Origin of the sequence: Falsiroseomonas oryziterrae (genome assembly GCF_021864505.1) — a bacterium.
GTDB lineage: Bacteria > Pseudomonadota > Alphaproteobacteria > Acetobacterales > Acetobacteraceae > Falsiroseomonas > Falsiroseomonas oryziterrae.
Window position 1 is genome coordinate 1 of record NZ_JAKJIB010000083.1, and the last position, 13,305, is coordinate 13,305.

At 72.0% G+C, this 13,305-nt stretch carries 15 protein-coding genes; 9 read left to right on the forward strand and 6 right to left on the reverse strand.

Going from position 1 to position 13,305, the window contains the following annotated elements; translation table 11 throughout:
- The coding region (locus L2I40_RS09290) for an ethanolamine ammonia-lyase light chain EutC (RefSeq protein WP_237214623.1) at window positions 1-419 on the forward strand (419 nt) is incomplete at its 5' end.
- Here L2I40_RS09290 and L2I40_RS09295 read toward each other — a convergent pair.
- The 4 genes from L2I40_RS09295 to L2I40_RS09310 are packed head-to-tail and all read right to left on the reverse strand — an operon-like array spanning window position 406 to window position 4,833.
- Window positions 406-1,830 (reverse strand): AMP-binding protein, encoded by a 1,425-nt coding sequence (locus L2I40_RS09295; protein ID WP_237214624.1) that lies wholly within the window; start codon window positions 1,828-1,830, stop codon window positions 406-408. The two genes, L2I40_RS09290 and L2I40_RS09295, sit on opposite strands and share 14 nt — an antisense overlap.
- Window positions 1,827-3,092, reverse strand: a complete 1,266-nt coding sequence (locus L2I40_RS09300; RefSeq protein ID WP_237214625.1) for an acyl-CoA dehydrogenase family protein — start codon at window positions 3,090-3,092, stop codon at window positions 1,827-1,829. The genes L2I40_RS09295 and L2I40_RS09300 overlap by 4 nt, the downstream gene beginning before the upstream one ends.
- 5 nt (window positions 3,093-3,097) lie before the next feature.
- Window positions 3,098-3,802 carry an alpha/beta fold hydrolase gene (locus L2I40_RS09305; RefSeq protein ID WP_237214626.1) on the reverse strand — a complete coding sequence of 235 codons (705 nt, stop codon included), beginning with the start codon at window positions 3,800-3,802 and terminating at the stop codon, window positions 3,098-3,100.
- A complete protein-coding gene (locus tag L2I40_RS09310; protein ID WP_237214627.1) occupies window positions 3,799-4,833 on the reverse strand; it encodes a M29 family metallopeptidase in 1,035 nt (344 codons plus the stop codon). The genes L2I40_RS09305 and L2I40_RS09310 overlap by 4 nt, the downstream gene beginning before the upstream one ends.
- 74 nt (window positions 4,834-4,907) lie before the next feature.
- Here L2I40_RS09310 and L2I40_RS09315 point away from each other — a divergent pair, with 74 nt between their 5' ends.
- Both L2I40_RS09315 and ltnD read left to right on the forward strand, forming a co-directional pair.
- On the forward strand, window positions 4,908-5,327 hold the full coding sequence (locus L2I40_RS09315) for a MarR family winged helix-turn-helix transcriptional regulator (protein WP_237214628.1): 420 nt from the start codon (window positions 4,908-4,910) through the stop codon (window positions 5,325-5,327).
- A gap of 157 nt (window positions 5,328-5,484) precedes the next feature.
- Window positions 5,485-6,384, forward strand: coding sequence for an L-threonate dehydrogenase (gene ltnD / locus L2I40_RS09320; protein WP_237214629.1), 900 nt, complete (start codon window positions 5,485-5,487; stop codon window positions 6,382-6,384).
- Between the two features lie 72 nt (window positions 6,385-6,456).
- Here ltnD and L2I40_RS09325 read toward each other — a convergent pair whose 3' ends face one another.
- Window positions 6,457-7,803 (reverse strand): amidase, encoded by a 1,347-nt coding sequence (locus tag L2I40_RS09325; RefSeq protein WP_237214630.1) that lies wholly within the window; start codon window positions 7,801-7,803, stop codon window positions 6,457-6,459.
- 65 nt (window positions 7,804-7,868) lie between these two features.
- A complete protein-coding gene (locus L2I40_RS09330) occupies window positions 7,869-8,024 on the reverse strand; it encodes a hypothetical protein (RefSeq protein WP_237214631.1) in 156 nt (51 codons plus the stop codon).
- 150 nt (window positions 8,025-8,174) lie between these two features.
- On the opposite strand from L2I40_RS09330, the gene L2I40_RS09335 reads away from it, so the two are divergent.
- The 6 genes from L2I40_RS09335 to L2I40_RS09360 form a co-directional block, all read left to right on the forward strand.
- A complete protein-coding gene (locus L2I40_RS09335) occupies window positions 8,175-9,161 on the forward strand; it encodes a TRAP transporter substrate-binding protein (protein ID WP_237214632.1) in 987 nt (328 codons plus the stop codon).
- A 174-nt stretch (window positions 9,162-9,335) separates the two neighbouring features.
- Window positions 9,336-9,851, forward strand: a complete 516-nt coding sequence (locus L2I40_RS09340) for a TRAP transporter small permease (protein WP_237214633.1) — start codon at window positions 9,336-9,338, stop codon at window positions 9,849-9,851.
- Window positions 9,852-9,857: 6 nt separating this feature from the next.
- Window positions 9,858-11,156: a TRAP transporter large permease gene (locus L2I40_RS09345; protein WP_237214634.1), complete on the forward strand. Its 1,299-nt coding sequence runs from the start codon at window positions 9,858-9,860 to the stop codon at window positions 11,154-11,156.
- Window positions 11,157-11,180: 24 nt separating this feature from the next.
- Window positions 11,181-12,020, forward strand: a complete 840-nt coding sequence (locus L2I40_RS09350) for an NAD-dependent epimerase/dehydratase family protein (protein WP_237214635.1) — start codon at window positions 11,181-11,183, stop codon at window positions 12,018-12,020.
- The gene (locus L2I40_RS09355; protein ID WP_237214636.1) at window positions 12,020-12,862 is read left to right on the forward strand and encodes an aldose epimerase family protein; all 843 of its coding nucleotides are present in this window, start codon (window positions 12,020-12,022) and stop codon (window positions 12,860-12,862) included. Before L2I40_RS09350 ends, L2I40_RS09355 begins: the two co-directional genes overlap by 1 nt.
- Window positions 12,863-13,115: 253 nt before the next feature.
- A partial coding sequence (locus L2I40_RS09360; RefSeq protein ID WP_237214637.1) for a hypothetical protein occupies window positions 13,116-13,305 on the forward strand: 190 nt, incomplete at its 3' end.

Genomic DNA, 13,305 nt, shown 5'->3' on the forward strand with positions numbered 1-13,305 from the left:
GCGCCAGCGGCGTCGCGACCCAGGCCCCCGCCCTGCTCGACGCGCTGCGGCCGGCGCTGGACGCCGCCGGCTGGCCCACCGAACTCGTTGTCGCGCGACAGGCACGCGTGGCGCTCGGCGACGACGTCGGCGAGGCGCTCGGCGCCGCGGCGGTCGCCGTGCTGATCGGCGAACGCCCCGGCCTCTCCGCCCTCGACAGCATGGGCGTCTATCTCACCTGGGCGCCGCGCCGCGGCCGCAGCGATGCGGAGCGGAACTGCATCAGCAACATCCGCGAATCCGGCCTCCCGCCGGCCGAAGCGGCGGCAAAGCTGGTCTGGCTGCTGAACGCCGCACGGCGCCTTGGCGCGACAGGCGTCGCGCTGAAGGACGAGCAGCCGGCGGCGATCGAGGGCGCGAGGCCGCTCAGCCTCGGCTGACGATCGCCTTCAACTGCGCCATCGCGACCTTGCCGAGCGCCGTGCGCGGCAGGGACTCCACCGTCACCACCTCGCGCGGATGCTTGAAGCGCGCGATCCGCCCTTCGAAATGCGCCAGCACCCGCGCCGCGTCGAAGCCCGGGCCGGGCACGACCACGGCCACCGGCACCTCGCCCCAGCGCGGATCGGAACGGCCGACCACGGCGCCCTCCGTGACGCCCGGCGCCTCGCCCAGCACGCGCTCGACCTCCGCCGGGTAGATGTTCTCCCCGCCCGAGATGATCACGTGCTTGAGCCGGTCGGTGAACCACCAGCGGCCATGGTCGTCGATGCGACCGACATCGCCGGTCGCGAACCAGCCGCCAGGCAGCAGCGCGTCGTCGCGCTTCCAATAGCCGCGCAGCACGGACGGACCACGCACCTGGATCTCACCGGTCATCGCATCAAGCCGACACTCGGCGTGCATCGCGGGTCGGCCGATCGAACCCGGCGCGGCCAGCGCCTCCGCCCGTGTCTGGACGAGTGCGATCGGGCAGGTCTCCGTCGCGCCATAGATCTGCTGCACCGGCACGCCCTTGGCGTGGAAGGCCTCGATCAGCGGCACCGGCACGTCCGAGGAGCCGGCGCCCACGGCGTGCAACGACGAAAGATCGGCCGAGAGCCAGCGCGGATGTCGCACCAGCGCCGCCATAACCGCCGGCACGACCAGCGACAGCGTCGGGCGATCCCGCTCGACCGCATCGAAGAAGGCATCCGGATCGAAGCGCGGCTGCAGGATGACCTCGGCGCCCGCATAGAGCGCCGGCGTGGTCTGGATGTTCAGCCCGCCGACATGGAACAGCGGCAGCATCGTCAGCACGCGGTCGGCCGAGGTCAGGTCGAAGGCATGCAGGGCGTTGAGCGCATTGAACAGCAGCGCGCGCTGATCGAGCACCGCCCCCTTCGGCCGCCCCGTCGTGCCGGAGGTGTAGACGAGCAGCAGCGGGTCCGCGTCCTCCCCTGTCGCGGGCACGCGCTCTCCGCCCGACAGGGCGTCGACCTCCATCACGCCGCAGCCGCCGGGGGCGGCCTCGCGTGCGGCGGCAAGCCACTCCGGCGTGGCGCAGAGCAGGCGCGTGCCGGAATCCTCCAAGATGAAGCGCCATTCGGGCGCGGCGAGGCGCCAGTTCAGCGGCACCTGCACCGCGCCGAGCCGCGCCAGCGCCAAGAGCAGCACGAGCTGCGACGGATGATTCTGCCCGAGGAACCCGACGCGGTCGCCGCGCCCGACGCCCCGCGCGCTTAGCGCCGCCGCCGCGTCCTCGATCCGCGCGGCGAGCGCGCCGTAGGTGACCGCGTCACCCTCGAAGCGCAGCGCGACCTTGTCGGGCGCGTGGTCGGCATGCCGCTCGATCCAGCGCCAGATGCTCAATCCGTCTCGCCCTTCTCGTAGAGCGCGTCGCGCCCGATGCGGTCCAGGCAGAGCTCGGCCGTCCAGGGCAGCATCAGCGACCCACAGCGGCTGTCGCGGTAGATCCGCTCGAGCGGCAGCGACTTCAGCATGGCCTGCCCGCCGCAGGTTCGGATCGCCAGCGTCGCGATGGCGTTGGCGTTCTCCATCACCGTGTGCTGCGCCGCGAGCGCACGCAGCACCTGTTCCTTTGTCGGATCGGGGCCCGCTTCGGTGATCGCCTGGAACCAGAGCGCCTTGGTCTGCTCCAGCATCACGCGCATCTGCGCCACCGCGATCTGCTTGGTCGGGTACATCCGCCGCTTGACCGACGGCGTGCCCGGCTGCTCGCCGCGCAGGTAGCGCACGCAGAAATCATGCGCGGCCTGCGCCAGCCCCATGTAGGTCGGCGTCAGCGTCATGAACATGTGCGGCCAGCGCGACGCCGCCTGGAAGTAGAGGCCGGGCGGCATCAGCGCCGCGTCTTCCGGCACGAAGACGTCGCGGAACACCAGGTTGCGCGAGACGGTGCCGCGCATCCCCAAGGGGTCCCACTCGCCCTCCACCGTCACGCCCGGCGCCGTCGCCGGCACGCCGAGATAGAGCGTGTCGCGGCGCGACAGCTTCTCCTCGCCGTGCTGCTCGGTGCAGAGGATGCCGTAGTAGTCGGCGTGGCCAGCCAGGCTCGCGAAAATCTTCTGACCGTTGACGAGGAACCCGCCCTCGACGCGGCGCGCCGTGGTCCCGAAGGCGGCCGCACCTGCAGCCGCCGCGCCGCCTTCCGAGAAGGGCTGCGAATAGACCGCGCCGTCGCGCAGGATGCGGTCGTAATGGACGCGCCGACGCCGGCGGTGCTCGGCCCGCGTCGCCTCGTCCATCTCGAGGTCCTCGGTCAGCGCGCCGGTCCAGAGCGTACTGCAGACATGCATGTTCCAGGTCAGCGCCGTCGCGCCGCAATAGCGCCCGATCTCCGCCGCGGTCAGGCAATAGGCGCGGAACCCGGCGCCCACTCCGCCTTCCTCGGCCGGGATGCAGACGCCGAGCAGCCCCTCGGCGTGCATGTCGCGGTAGTTGTCGGTCGGGAAGGATGCCTCGCGGTCCCAGCGTGCCGCGCGCGGCGCCAGCACGCGCTGCCCGAACTCCCTTGCCTTCGCCGTCAGCGCCACTTCCTGCGGCGTCAGCCGGAAGGCGACCGGATCGAAGATCGGCGCGTCGGCCGTGGTCGCGGTCGGCAGCGCATCCATCGGCGTCACTCCGCGAGGAACGGGAGCAGCGCGGCGCGGAACGCCGCCGGCTGCTCGAGATGGATCATGTGTCCCGCGCCCGGGATCACGACGATCCGCGCCCCGGGGATGGCCTCGGCCATGCGCTGCATCGTCTTGGCCGGTGCCGCCTGGTCGCACTCGCCTGCGATCAGCAGCGTGGGAACGGCGATGCGCGCCAGATCCGCGCGGCGGTCGAAGGTCGTCAGACAGCGGACCGTATCGCGATAGACCTGCTCCGGGATCGTCGCCATCGCCGCGGCGGCCTTCGGTATGGCCTGCGGGTCGGCGCCCGGCTCGAACATGCCCGTCAGCATCTCCGGCGCCGCCTCCGCCATGCTGCGCCCGCCTTCCAGCGGTCCCAGGCGCGCCTTCAGGAAGGCCTCGGCGAAGGACGGGTCGCGCCCGCCGAAAGCCGGCGTGGTCGCGTAGAGCACCAGCTTCGCCACGCGCTCCGGGAAGGTCGCGGCGAATTCCAGCGCCAGCATCCCGCCCATCGAGTGGCCCACCAGCGTCGCGCGCCCGATTCCGCGCGCATCCAGCGCATCGCGCAGCGCGACCGCAAGGGCCGGGAAGGTCGTCTCCTGCAGCGGCGCCGTGCCGCAGAAGCCCGGCATCGGCCAGTCGAGCGCATCGGGCACGACATCGCCCCATGACGGCCCGCCGATCCCGTGCAGAAGAACGACGCTCATGCGACGATAACCCCGTCCTTCACCACCGCCTCGCCATCCAACTCGATCGTGCAGCCGAAGACGGGGATGTCGAAATGCCCGTCTGTGTAGCGTCCCGCGAACTCGTTGGCGCCGGTCGAGAACAGGAAGTTCCCGGATGCCGCGCGCAACTCGGTGCCGTTCACGTCGCGCCGATCGTGGAACAGCAGCGCCTCGCGCCGCGCGCGCGGGTTGAGCCCCCAGCCGACATGGCTGACCGCATAGGCGCTGCGGTCGTCCCAGCCGGCCAGGTGCGCACGCATCAGCCGCGCATCGACGCCCTCGCCCTCGATGGCCTCGATGTGATCGTCGCGCAGCGTCAGGCGCACCGGCGATTCGACGTAGCGCTTGAAGGTCAGGTTGGCGTCGCCCGGCGCCAGCACGAGCGTGCCGTTCACCGTGCCCGCTTTCGGAAACGCCACGACAACGCCGCCCGGCCAATGCGCGACGGTGCCGGGCCGGTCGGTCCAGCCCCAGACGCCGGCGCTCGGCGCATCCGTCAGATCCACCGAAAGGTCGGTGCCCGCCGCGCTCGTCACCCGCATGCGTCGCGCCGCGCGGAGCCGCTTCAGCGCCGCCTTCGCCACGGCCTCGTCCTCCGCGCGTGGCACCAACCGCTCCAGCACCTCCGGATGCTCGTCGCTGACCATCATCACACGCGGACCAGCCGCCAGGATCTCCTTCAGCTCCGGCGCATGCAGCAGCCCTTCGAGCGTCAGGTCGAGGATCAGCGAGGACGCCTTCAGCGCCGCCAGCACCGATGGATGCCCCTGCAACGCACGCGACGCGCCGGTCGATCGCATCGGCATGGCCGCGGCCGGCGGGGTCGGCACGATCAGCCGGAAGGCGCGGCAGCCGAGCCGGCGCGCGGCAAGCTCCGCAAGGTCGAGGTTCAACGGCCGCGACTGGCTCTCCCCCAGCACGCAGACCGCCTCCCCTGGCGCCGCCTTGCACAGCCGCAGCACGGCCTCGAAAGCGTCCAGCCACTGCGGCTCGATCCGGTCGTCGCGCAAGCGGACGGGCCTCCCTGTGCTCGCCGCGATCCTAGCGCTGGCGGCGCTTGCATGAAAAGTCATATATTCGCGCCATGGCCGCCCGCTTCGTGGACGACTACCTGCTATACCTGCTGGCGCGCGCCTCGCACGCCGCCTCGGCGGGCTTTCACGCCCGGCTCAAGGCGCGCGGCGTCCCGGTGCCGGTCTGGCGCGTCGTCGCCACCCTACAGGGCGCCGAGCGCGGCGAGACCGTCGGCGCGCTTGCCGCCGCCTGTCTCATGCAGCAGCCGACCATGACCAAGCTGCTCGACCGCATGGAAGCCGAAGGCCTGGTGCGCCGCCGGCGCGAGGGCCGCCAGACCCGGATCGCACTGACCCGCGCCGGCGCGAAGCTTGCCGCCGACCTCGTCCCCGAGGCCCGCGCGCACGAGGCCACGCTGCTCGCCCGCCATGCCGAGGCCGCGCCCGCGCTGAAGGCGCTGCTCCGTACCCTCGCCACCCCTTCCGGCTAGGCCCTCGCCTCACCACCTGCGCGCCATGCCGCCGATCGAGAAACTCAGCCGCATCGCCTTGGTCCTCCTCTGCGTCGCGGCCGTGGTGCAGATCCTCGCCCTCGTCTTGCGCTGACGCGCGCGCCCGGCGAGGGTGCGCGCGACGGGAGGGCACGGCATGCAGGTCGGCGTGATCGGATTGGGCGCGATGGGCATGGGGGCGGCGAAGTCCTGCCTGCGCGCCGGGCTCGCCACCACGGGCTGCGACCTGCGCGACTCCGCGCGGGCCGAGTTCATCGCGGCGGGCGGCGCCGCCTGCGCCAGCCCCGCGGAGCTCCCGCAGGGCACCGAGGCGGTGCTGCTCCTCGTCGTCAACGCCGCGCAGACCGAGGCCGCGCTGTTCGGCGAAGCCGGCTGCGCGCCGCGCCTCGCGCCCGGCGCCGTCGTGATCTCCTCCGCCACCATGTCGCCCGCCGATGCCCGCCGCCTGGCGGCGGAGGCCGAGGCGCGCGGGCTGCTCTATCTCGACGCGCCGGTCTCGGGCGGCGCGGCCAAGGCGGCGATGGGCGAGATGACCGTGATGGCCTCCGGCAGCGCCGCCGCCTTCGCGAAGGCGAAACCCGTGCTCGACGCGGTGGCGGCCAAGGTCTGGACGCTCGGCGACCGGCCGGGAATCGGCGCCACGGTGAAGGTCGTGCACCAGTTGCTCGCCGGCGTGCACATCGCCGTGGCGGCCGAGGCGATGTCGCTCGGCATCCGCGCCGGCGCCGATCCGCGCCAGCTCTACGATGTCGTGACCAGCGCCGCCGGCAATTCCTGGATGTTCGAGAACCGCATGGCCCGCGTGCTGGAGGGCGACGACGCCCCGCGCTCGGCCGTCGACATCTTCGTCAAGGATCTCGGCCTGGTGGCCGAGATGGCGCGCGGCCTGGACCACCCCGTGCCGCTGGCGGTGCAGGCGCAGCAGCTCTTCACCGCCGCCTCCGCCATGGGCCAGGGCCGCGCCGACGACGGCTTCGTGATCCGCGTCTGGCAGGCGCTGACGGGGATCCCGTTGCCGAACGACAAGGCGCCGTAGCGCGTCCCGCCCAAGGCCAGGCACCAAACCGGGCGTCCCCGCAAGACTGCGGAGCGGCCTTGCGGGGAATTCTCAGGCCAGCGCCGCCTCCACCGCGCGCGCCACCGCCAGCAGCCGCGCATCGCCCATCGTCTCGCCCATCAGCATGAACCCGACCGGCGCCTCGCCGGCCGCGTGGCAGGGCAGGCTGATCGCGCAGCGGTCGAGGAAGTTCGCGACCGTCGGGTTGCGCAGCAGCAGCAGGTTGATCCGGCCGTACTCGGCCTCCTCCTCCACCTCACTCAGGGCGGGGGGAACCAGCGGACAGGTCGGCATCACCACCGCGTCGAAGGCCGCGGTGCGCGGCGCGATGGCGGCGATGATCCGCGCCCGCGCCTGCGTCAGCTCGATGTAGTCCGCCGCCGTCATCGCCTCGCCGCGCCGGATGCGAGCCAGGATGCGCGGGTCGTAGGCGGCGGCCTTGCGCGCCACCAGGTCGCGATGCCAGGCCCAGGCCTCGCTCGCCGCGAAATTCGCCTTGGACATCGCCGCCGGGATCTCCGCCAATTCCGGCACCTCGAGCCGCTCGATCCGCGCACCCGCCGCCGAGAGGCGCGACAGCGCACGCTCGAAGGTGGCTGCCACCGTCGCGTCCCAGCCCTCCGTCACATAGCCCTGCAGCACGCCGAGACGCAGCCCCGCCACCGGCGGCACCGGCGCGGGCTGCCAGGCCTCCTCGCCCGCCATCAGGGAATCGAGCAGCGCGCAGCAGGCGACCGACCGCGCGAGCGGCCCCAGGCTGTCGAGCGTGAAGGACAGTGGCAGCGTGCCGGTCAGCGGCACGCGCCGCGCCGTCGGCTTCCAGCCGACGATGCCGCAGAGCGCCGCCGGGATCCGGCACGACCCGCCGGTGTCCGATCCCAGCCCGGCGAAGCCCATCCCGTCCGCCGTCGCCACCGCCGCGCCCGAGGACGACCCGCCGGGCAGCCGCCCCGTCGCACGATCCCAGGGGCTGCGCGGCGTGCCGTAATGCGGGTTCACGCCCAGCCCCGAGAAGGCGAACTCCGTCATGTTGGTCCGCCCGAGCACGACGAAGCCCGCGCGCTCCAGCCGCGCGACGGAGGGCGCCGTCGCGCGTGCGGCCGGCGCATCGTCCAGCGCGACCGAGCCGCCGCGCGTCACCACGCCCGCCTGGTCGTACAGATCCTTGATGCTGATCGGGATGCCCGCCCAGGGGCTCGCTGCGCGGCCGGCCGCTCGCAGTGCGTCCATGGCGCGCGCCGCGCCGCGTGCCGCATCGGCCTGCACCGCGATGAAGGCGCGCGCGCCCTCCCCCGCCGGATCGGCGATGCGCGCGAGCGCCTCCTCGACCAGGGCGACGGAGGTGGTGCGGCCGGCGGCGAGTGCTTCGGCGGCCTGGGCGATGGTGGAGAAGGTCATGCGGGCATCCGGCGAGAGGGCGCCGGATGCTGCGGCGGCTCGCGGTCACCCGCAAGCCGCGGTCATCACGCCTTCGCGGGCGGCTGGCCGGCGTCGTTCGCCGGTGGATTGGCGAGGATCAGCTGCACCGCCCAGGGGTAGAGAAGGAAGCCGACCGCCGCGGCGGGCACCAGCGGCACCTCGGGCATCTCGGCGGTCTTGGCGCTGCTGTCGTCGTCCATCGGCTGCTCCCCACCTTGGCGCGACAGGCACAGCGCCGCAACGCAGCATGAGTTCCCGCCAACGCCGATTTGACAGCGCCCGCCGCCCCATCCGTATGATGACCCCACGACCAGGCGGCCGAGACGCCCCGGTCAGGGAGGGAGACGATCATGATCCTCGCGCGCGCCCTGCGGGCCGCGGCCGTTGCCGCCGTCGCACTGACCCCGTGGCTCTCTGCGCCCGCGCAGGCGCAGGAATGGCGCGGATGGAACATTCATGCTGCCGACTACCCGAACGGGCGCGGCATGGACCGCTTCGGCGAGCTCGTGCAGCAGCGGACCAACAACCGCATCCGCATGCGCACCTACCACTCCGCGCAGCTCGGCCAGCAGGACGAGGCGATCCAGCAGATGCGTCTCGGCTCGATCGACTTCGCGAACTTCAACCTCTCGCCCTTCAACAACCTGGCACCGTCCACCCAGGTGGTGACCCTGCCCTTCCTGTTCCGCGACGTCGCGCACATGCAGCGCGCCATCGACGGCATCGCCGGCGAGGAGATCGCCCGAGACCTCGAGCAGATCGGCATCATCGCGCTCGCCTGGTACGACGCCGGGGCGCGCAGCATCTACACCGTGCGCCCCGTCCGGACGCCGGCCGACCTGCGCGGCATGAAGATCCGCGTGCAGACCTCCGACCTCTGGATCGACCTGATGCGGGCGCTCGGCGCAAACCCGACGCCGCTGCCCTTCGGCGAGGTGTTCACGAGCCTTCAGTCCGGCGTGGTCGACGGCGCCGAGAACAATTGGCCCTCCTATGAAAGCACCCGTCACTTCGAGGTCGCGCGCTTCTACACCACGACCGAGCATTCCAACGTGCCGGAGGTGCTGGCCGTCTCCCGCCAGCGCTGGCAGCGGCTGAACGAGCAGGAGCGCAACATCCTGCGCGACGCGGCGCGCGAGAGCGCGACCTTCCAGCGCCAGCTCTGGGCGGAGCGCGAGCAGGTCTCCCGCCGCCGCGTGGAGCAGGCCGGCGTCACGGTGATCGAGATCGCCGACCGCCGCCCCTGGTCCGAGCTGATGGCCCCCGTCTACCAGAAGTACACCGGCAACAACCCGCGCCTCTCGGGCATGGTGCAGCGCATCCGCGAGATGCAATAGCTCTGCCGTCCTGCCTCGCCGCTCGCTTCCCTCCCCCGCCTGCGGGGGAGGGTCAGGGTGGGGGCCCGAGGATCGGCCCGCCCTGATCCACCGACGCCACCATCAGCCACGCCCCCGGCCCTCCACCGCAGGCGGGGTAGGCAGCGGGCGGCCCGGGACCAGGCATACGCCGTGATGCGCCACTTCTCCCGCGTGCTCGACCTGTTCTGCCGGCTGGTGATCGTCGTGGCGGGCGCCGCGCTGGTCGGTCTCGTCGCGATGATGGGCTGGCTGGTGTTCGGCCGCTACGTGCTGAACGACACGCCGACCTGGGTCGAGCGGGCCGCCACGCTCTCGATCCTCTGCATCGCGTTGCCGGTGGCCGCCGTCGGCGTGCGGGAACGCTTCCACCTCTCCGTCCTCGGCTTCCGCGAGGCGCTGCCGATGCAGGTCCAGCGCTGGATCGCGGTGGGCTGCGACGCGCTGGTCGGGCTCTTCGGCCTCGCGATGATGGTCTATTCGCGCGAACTGGTGGACATGGTCTGGACCTTCCGCATCCCCCTCCTCGGGATCAGCCAGGGCTGGACCTACGTGCCACTGATGGTCTGCGGCGGCCTCATCACCCTCTTCGCCATCGAGCAGGTGCTGCTCGACATCCTCCGCAAGGAAGGGCCCGAGCAGCGCGGCATCAAGGCCGCCTTCCTGGAGTAGCGGCGCGTGGAAGTCGGCCTCATCCTGATCATCGCGGTCTTCCTGCTCGGCGTCGTTGCCGGCATCCCGGTTGCCTTCACCCTCGGCATCGCGGCACTCGCCGGCTTCCTGTGGGAAGGCATCAACCCCGCCGTCGCCTTCCAGCAGATGGCAGCCGGCATGAGCATCTTCTCGCTGCTCGCCATCCCCTTCTTCATCTTCGCCGGCGAGTTGATGCTGCATGGCGGCATCGCGCGACGCCTGGTGGCACTCGCCTCCGCCTGCGTCGGCTGGATGCGCGGCGGTCTCGGCATGGTGGACGTCTCCACCTCCATGCTGTTCGGCGGCATCTCCGGCTCCGCGGTGGCAGATACCTCGGCGACGGGGACCATCCTGATCCCGGCCATGAAGGCCAAGGGCTACGGCACGGACTACGCCGTCAGCCTGACCGTCACCTCCTCCATCGCCGGCATCCTCATCCCGCCCAGCCACAACATGATCCTCTACTCGCTGGCGGCGGGCGGCGGGATCTCCGTCTCGGCGCTGTTCATCGCGGGGATCGTGCCCGGCATCCTGATGTGCCTGTTCCTCGGCCTCGCCGCCTATGTCATGGCGGTGCGCCGCGGCTACCCGGCGGAGCGCTTCGGCGGCGTCCGGCACCTCGCCTGGACCTTCGTGGACGCGTTGCCGGGGCTGATGACGGCCATCATCATCCTGGGCGGCGTGCTGTCCGGCATCTTCACCGTGACAGAGAGCGCGGCCTTCGGCGCAATCTGGGCGCTGGCCGTCACGATCCTCGTGTACCGCGCGCTCTCGTGGAAGGACTTCAAGGTCGCGGTCGCGGCCTCCGTCCGCACCTCCGCGGTGGTGTTCCTGCTGGTCGGGACAGCCACGGCCTTCGCCTACCTCCTTGCCCTCTACCGCCTGCCGGAGCTCCTGACGGATGGGATGCTGGCGATCAGCGACAACCCCATCGTCATCCTGCTGCTCATCAACCTGTGTCTGCTGCTGCTCGGCTCGGTGATGGACATGGCGGCGCTGATCCTGATCACCACGCCGATCTTCCTGCCGGTGGTCACCGCCATCGGCGTGGACCCCGTCCAGTTCGGCATGATCATGATGATGAACCTCGGCCTCGGGCTCACCACGCCGCCGGTCGGCGCCGTGCTGTTCGTCGGCTGCGCCATCGGGCGCATCCCGATCGAGGCGGTGATGCGCACGATCTGGCCGTTCTGGGGCGCCATCCTGGTGGCGCTCGCTCTCACCACCTACTGGCCCGCCGTCTCCCTCACCCTGCCGCGGCTCCTGCTCGGCTACGGCGGCTGACACACGCGAACGGGAACATCCACCATGCACGACAAGCCCGTCCTGCTCACCGGCGCCTCCGGCGCGCTCGGCCGCATGCTCGCACGCGAGCTCGGCGCGCGCGGCTACACGCTGCGCCTGACCGACCTCGCGCCCTTTCCCGATCCGCTGCCGCCGCGCGCCCGCTTCGTCCGCGCCGACCTGAACGAGGCACTGGCCATCGTCCGCCAGGCGGAGGGCTGCTCCACCATCCTGCATTTCGGCGGCAACGCGACGGAGCAGCCCTACGAGACCATCCTCGAGCCCAATATCCGCGGCCTCTACCACATCTACGAAGCCGCCCGGCGCGAGGGCGCACGCGTCGTCTTCGCCTCCTCCAACCACACCATCGGCTTCCACGAGCGCCCGCAGGCGCCGGAGGAGCGGCTCGACTTCGACTGCGCCTTCCGCCCCGACGGCTACTACGGCCTGTCGAAGGCGTATGGCGAGCTGATGGGCCGGCTCTACTGGGACAAGCACGGGGTCGAGAACGTGAACCTCCGCATCGGCTCCTGCCTGCCGAAGCCGACCAATGCGCGCATGCTGGCGACCTGGCTGTCCTATCCGGACCTCGCCGACCTCGCGGAGCGCTGCATCCTGGCCGAGCGCGTCGGGCATGCCGTGATCTGGGGCGCGTCCAACAACCCGCAGAGCTTCTGGGCGAAGGACCACCGCGACCGGATCGGCTGGCAGCCGAAGGACAGCGCCGAGGCCTACCGCGCCGAGATCGAGGGCGTGGTCAGCGGCGACCCCGTCGAGGAGCGCTACCAGGGCGGCTTCTATTGCCCGATCGAGTACTCGCGGAAGGGCGGCTTCTCCCCGCGCGATCCCTTCGCGCTCGACTGATGGAGCTTCGCGCCGGCGACGCCGTCGCGGTCCTGCGGCCCGACCTCGGCGCCGCGCTGACGCGGCTCGACCACGCCGGGCGACCGCTGATCGTGCCCGTACCCAACGGCGCGGATCCCAACACCGGCTTCCACGGCGCCTATGTGATGGCGCCCTGGACCAACCGGCTCGATGCCGGCCGCATCGTGGTGGCCGGCATCGAGCACCGCATGGCCATCAACCGGCCTGACGAGAACACGGCGCTGCACGGCTTCCTGCGCGAGCTGCCCTGGTCGGTCGAATCGTCCGGGTCCGACCACGCGGTGCTGGCCTGCGCCTTCGACCGTGCGCCCTTCGCCGGCACCGCGCGGCTCGAGGTGCGGCTCGCGGACGACCACCTCGCGCTCGCCCTCCGGCTCACCAACCGCGGCGCGGCACCGACGCCGATGGGCCTCGGCTGGCATCCCTTCTTCCCGCGCCCTGCCGGCACGCGGCTCCACGCCGCGACCCGGATCGTCTTCGGCCGCGACGCACGCACCCTGCCGGTGGCACCGCGCCCCTGCGCCGGGCTGAACGGGGGCGATGCGGTGCTCGTCGGGCTCGACACGCATTTCGCCGGCTGGGATGGGCACGCCCGACTCGACTGGCCGGATGGCCGCGGACTGACGCTGGGCGCCAGCGGCGCATGGGCGACGAACCTGCAGGTCTTCGCGCCACCCAGCGGCAGCGTCATCGCGGTCGAGCCCGTCAGCCACGCGCCGGATGCGCCGAATCGCCCGGCCGCCGCGGCGCATGGCGCGATGCATGTGCTGCCGCCGGACGGCAGCATTGAAGGCTCACTGATGATTCATTGGCACCGATGAGGCCGTTCGCGGGAACAATCGCCGCGACGTGACGTTCGCTCCGGCAACCGCGCGCACATCATCCGCGCGGCAGCACGCCGGATGCGGCGCGCGGCATCGGGAAGCGGATCGCATCGCACGGGTCGCGATGCCGGTCGGTTCAGCGCTTCGGGGGACGGTGGTGCGCGACATGACGCACGGCGGCGCCGGGATCGGCGACGGGACGGCCCGTCGCCGCGTCCGGGACCGGAACCCCAGACAGGAGCGACACGGCATGAGTGACGAGATGGAGCAGGACCAGGCCAACGAGGAGAACGTCGGCACCGAGCAGCAGGAGAAGCCGCGGCGCCGCACCGCGACGCGCCGCGCCTCGACCGGCACGCGCAAGACCACCCGGAGCGCCGGCAGCGCCTCGGGCCGCGGCAAGTCCGCCTCCGGCGCGCGGAAGAGCACGGGCGCGCGCG

Bases quoted from the DNA above. Each gene is read 5' to 3' on its own strand.
- L2I40_RS09300 (WP_237214625.1), bottom strand. From the start codon at position 3,092: ATGGATGCGCTGCCGACCGCGACCACGGCCGACGCGCCGATCTTCGAT.
- L2I40_RS09305 (WP_237214626.1), bottom strand. From the start codon at position 3,802: ATGAGCGTCGTTCTTCTGCACGGGATCGGCGGGCCGTCATGGGGCGAT.
- L2I40_RS09315 (WP_237214628.1), top strand. From the start codon at position 4,908: ATGGCCGCCCGCTTCGTGGACGACTACCTGCTATACCTGCTGGCGCGC.
- ltnD (WP_237214629.1), top strand. From the start codon at position 5,485: ATGCAGGTCGGCGTGATCGGATTGGGCGCGATGGGCATGGGGGCGGCG.
- L2I40_RS09325 (WP_237214630.1), bottom strand. From the start codon at position 7,803: ATGACCTTCTCCACCATCGCCCAGGCCGCCGAAGCACTCGCCGCCGGC.
- L2I40_RS09330 (WP_237214631.1), bottom strand. From the start codon at position 8,024: ATGGACGACGACAGCAGCGCCAAGACCGCCGAGATGCCCGAGGTGCCG.
- L2I40_RS09335 (WP_237214632.1), top strand. From the start codon at position 8,175: ATGATCCTCGCGCGCGCCCTGCGGGCCGCGGCCGTTGCCGCCGTCGCA.
- L2I40_RS09340 (WP_237214633.1), top strand. From the start codon at position 9,336: ATGCGCCACTTCTCCCGCGTGCTCGACCTGTTCTGCCGGCTGGTGATC.
- L2I40_RS09350 (WP_237214635.1), top strand. From the start codon at position 11,181: ATGCACGACAAGCCCGTCCTGCTCACCGGCGCCTCCGGCGCGCTCGGC.
- L2I40_RS09355 (WP_237214636.1), top strand. From the start codon at position 12,020: ATGGAGCTTCGCGCCGGCGACGCCGTCGCGGTCCTGCGGCCCGACCTC.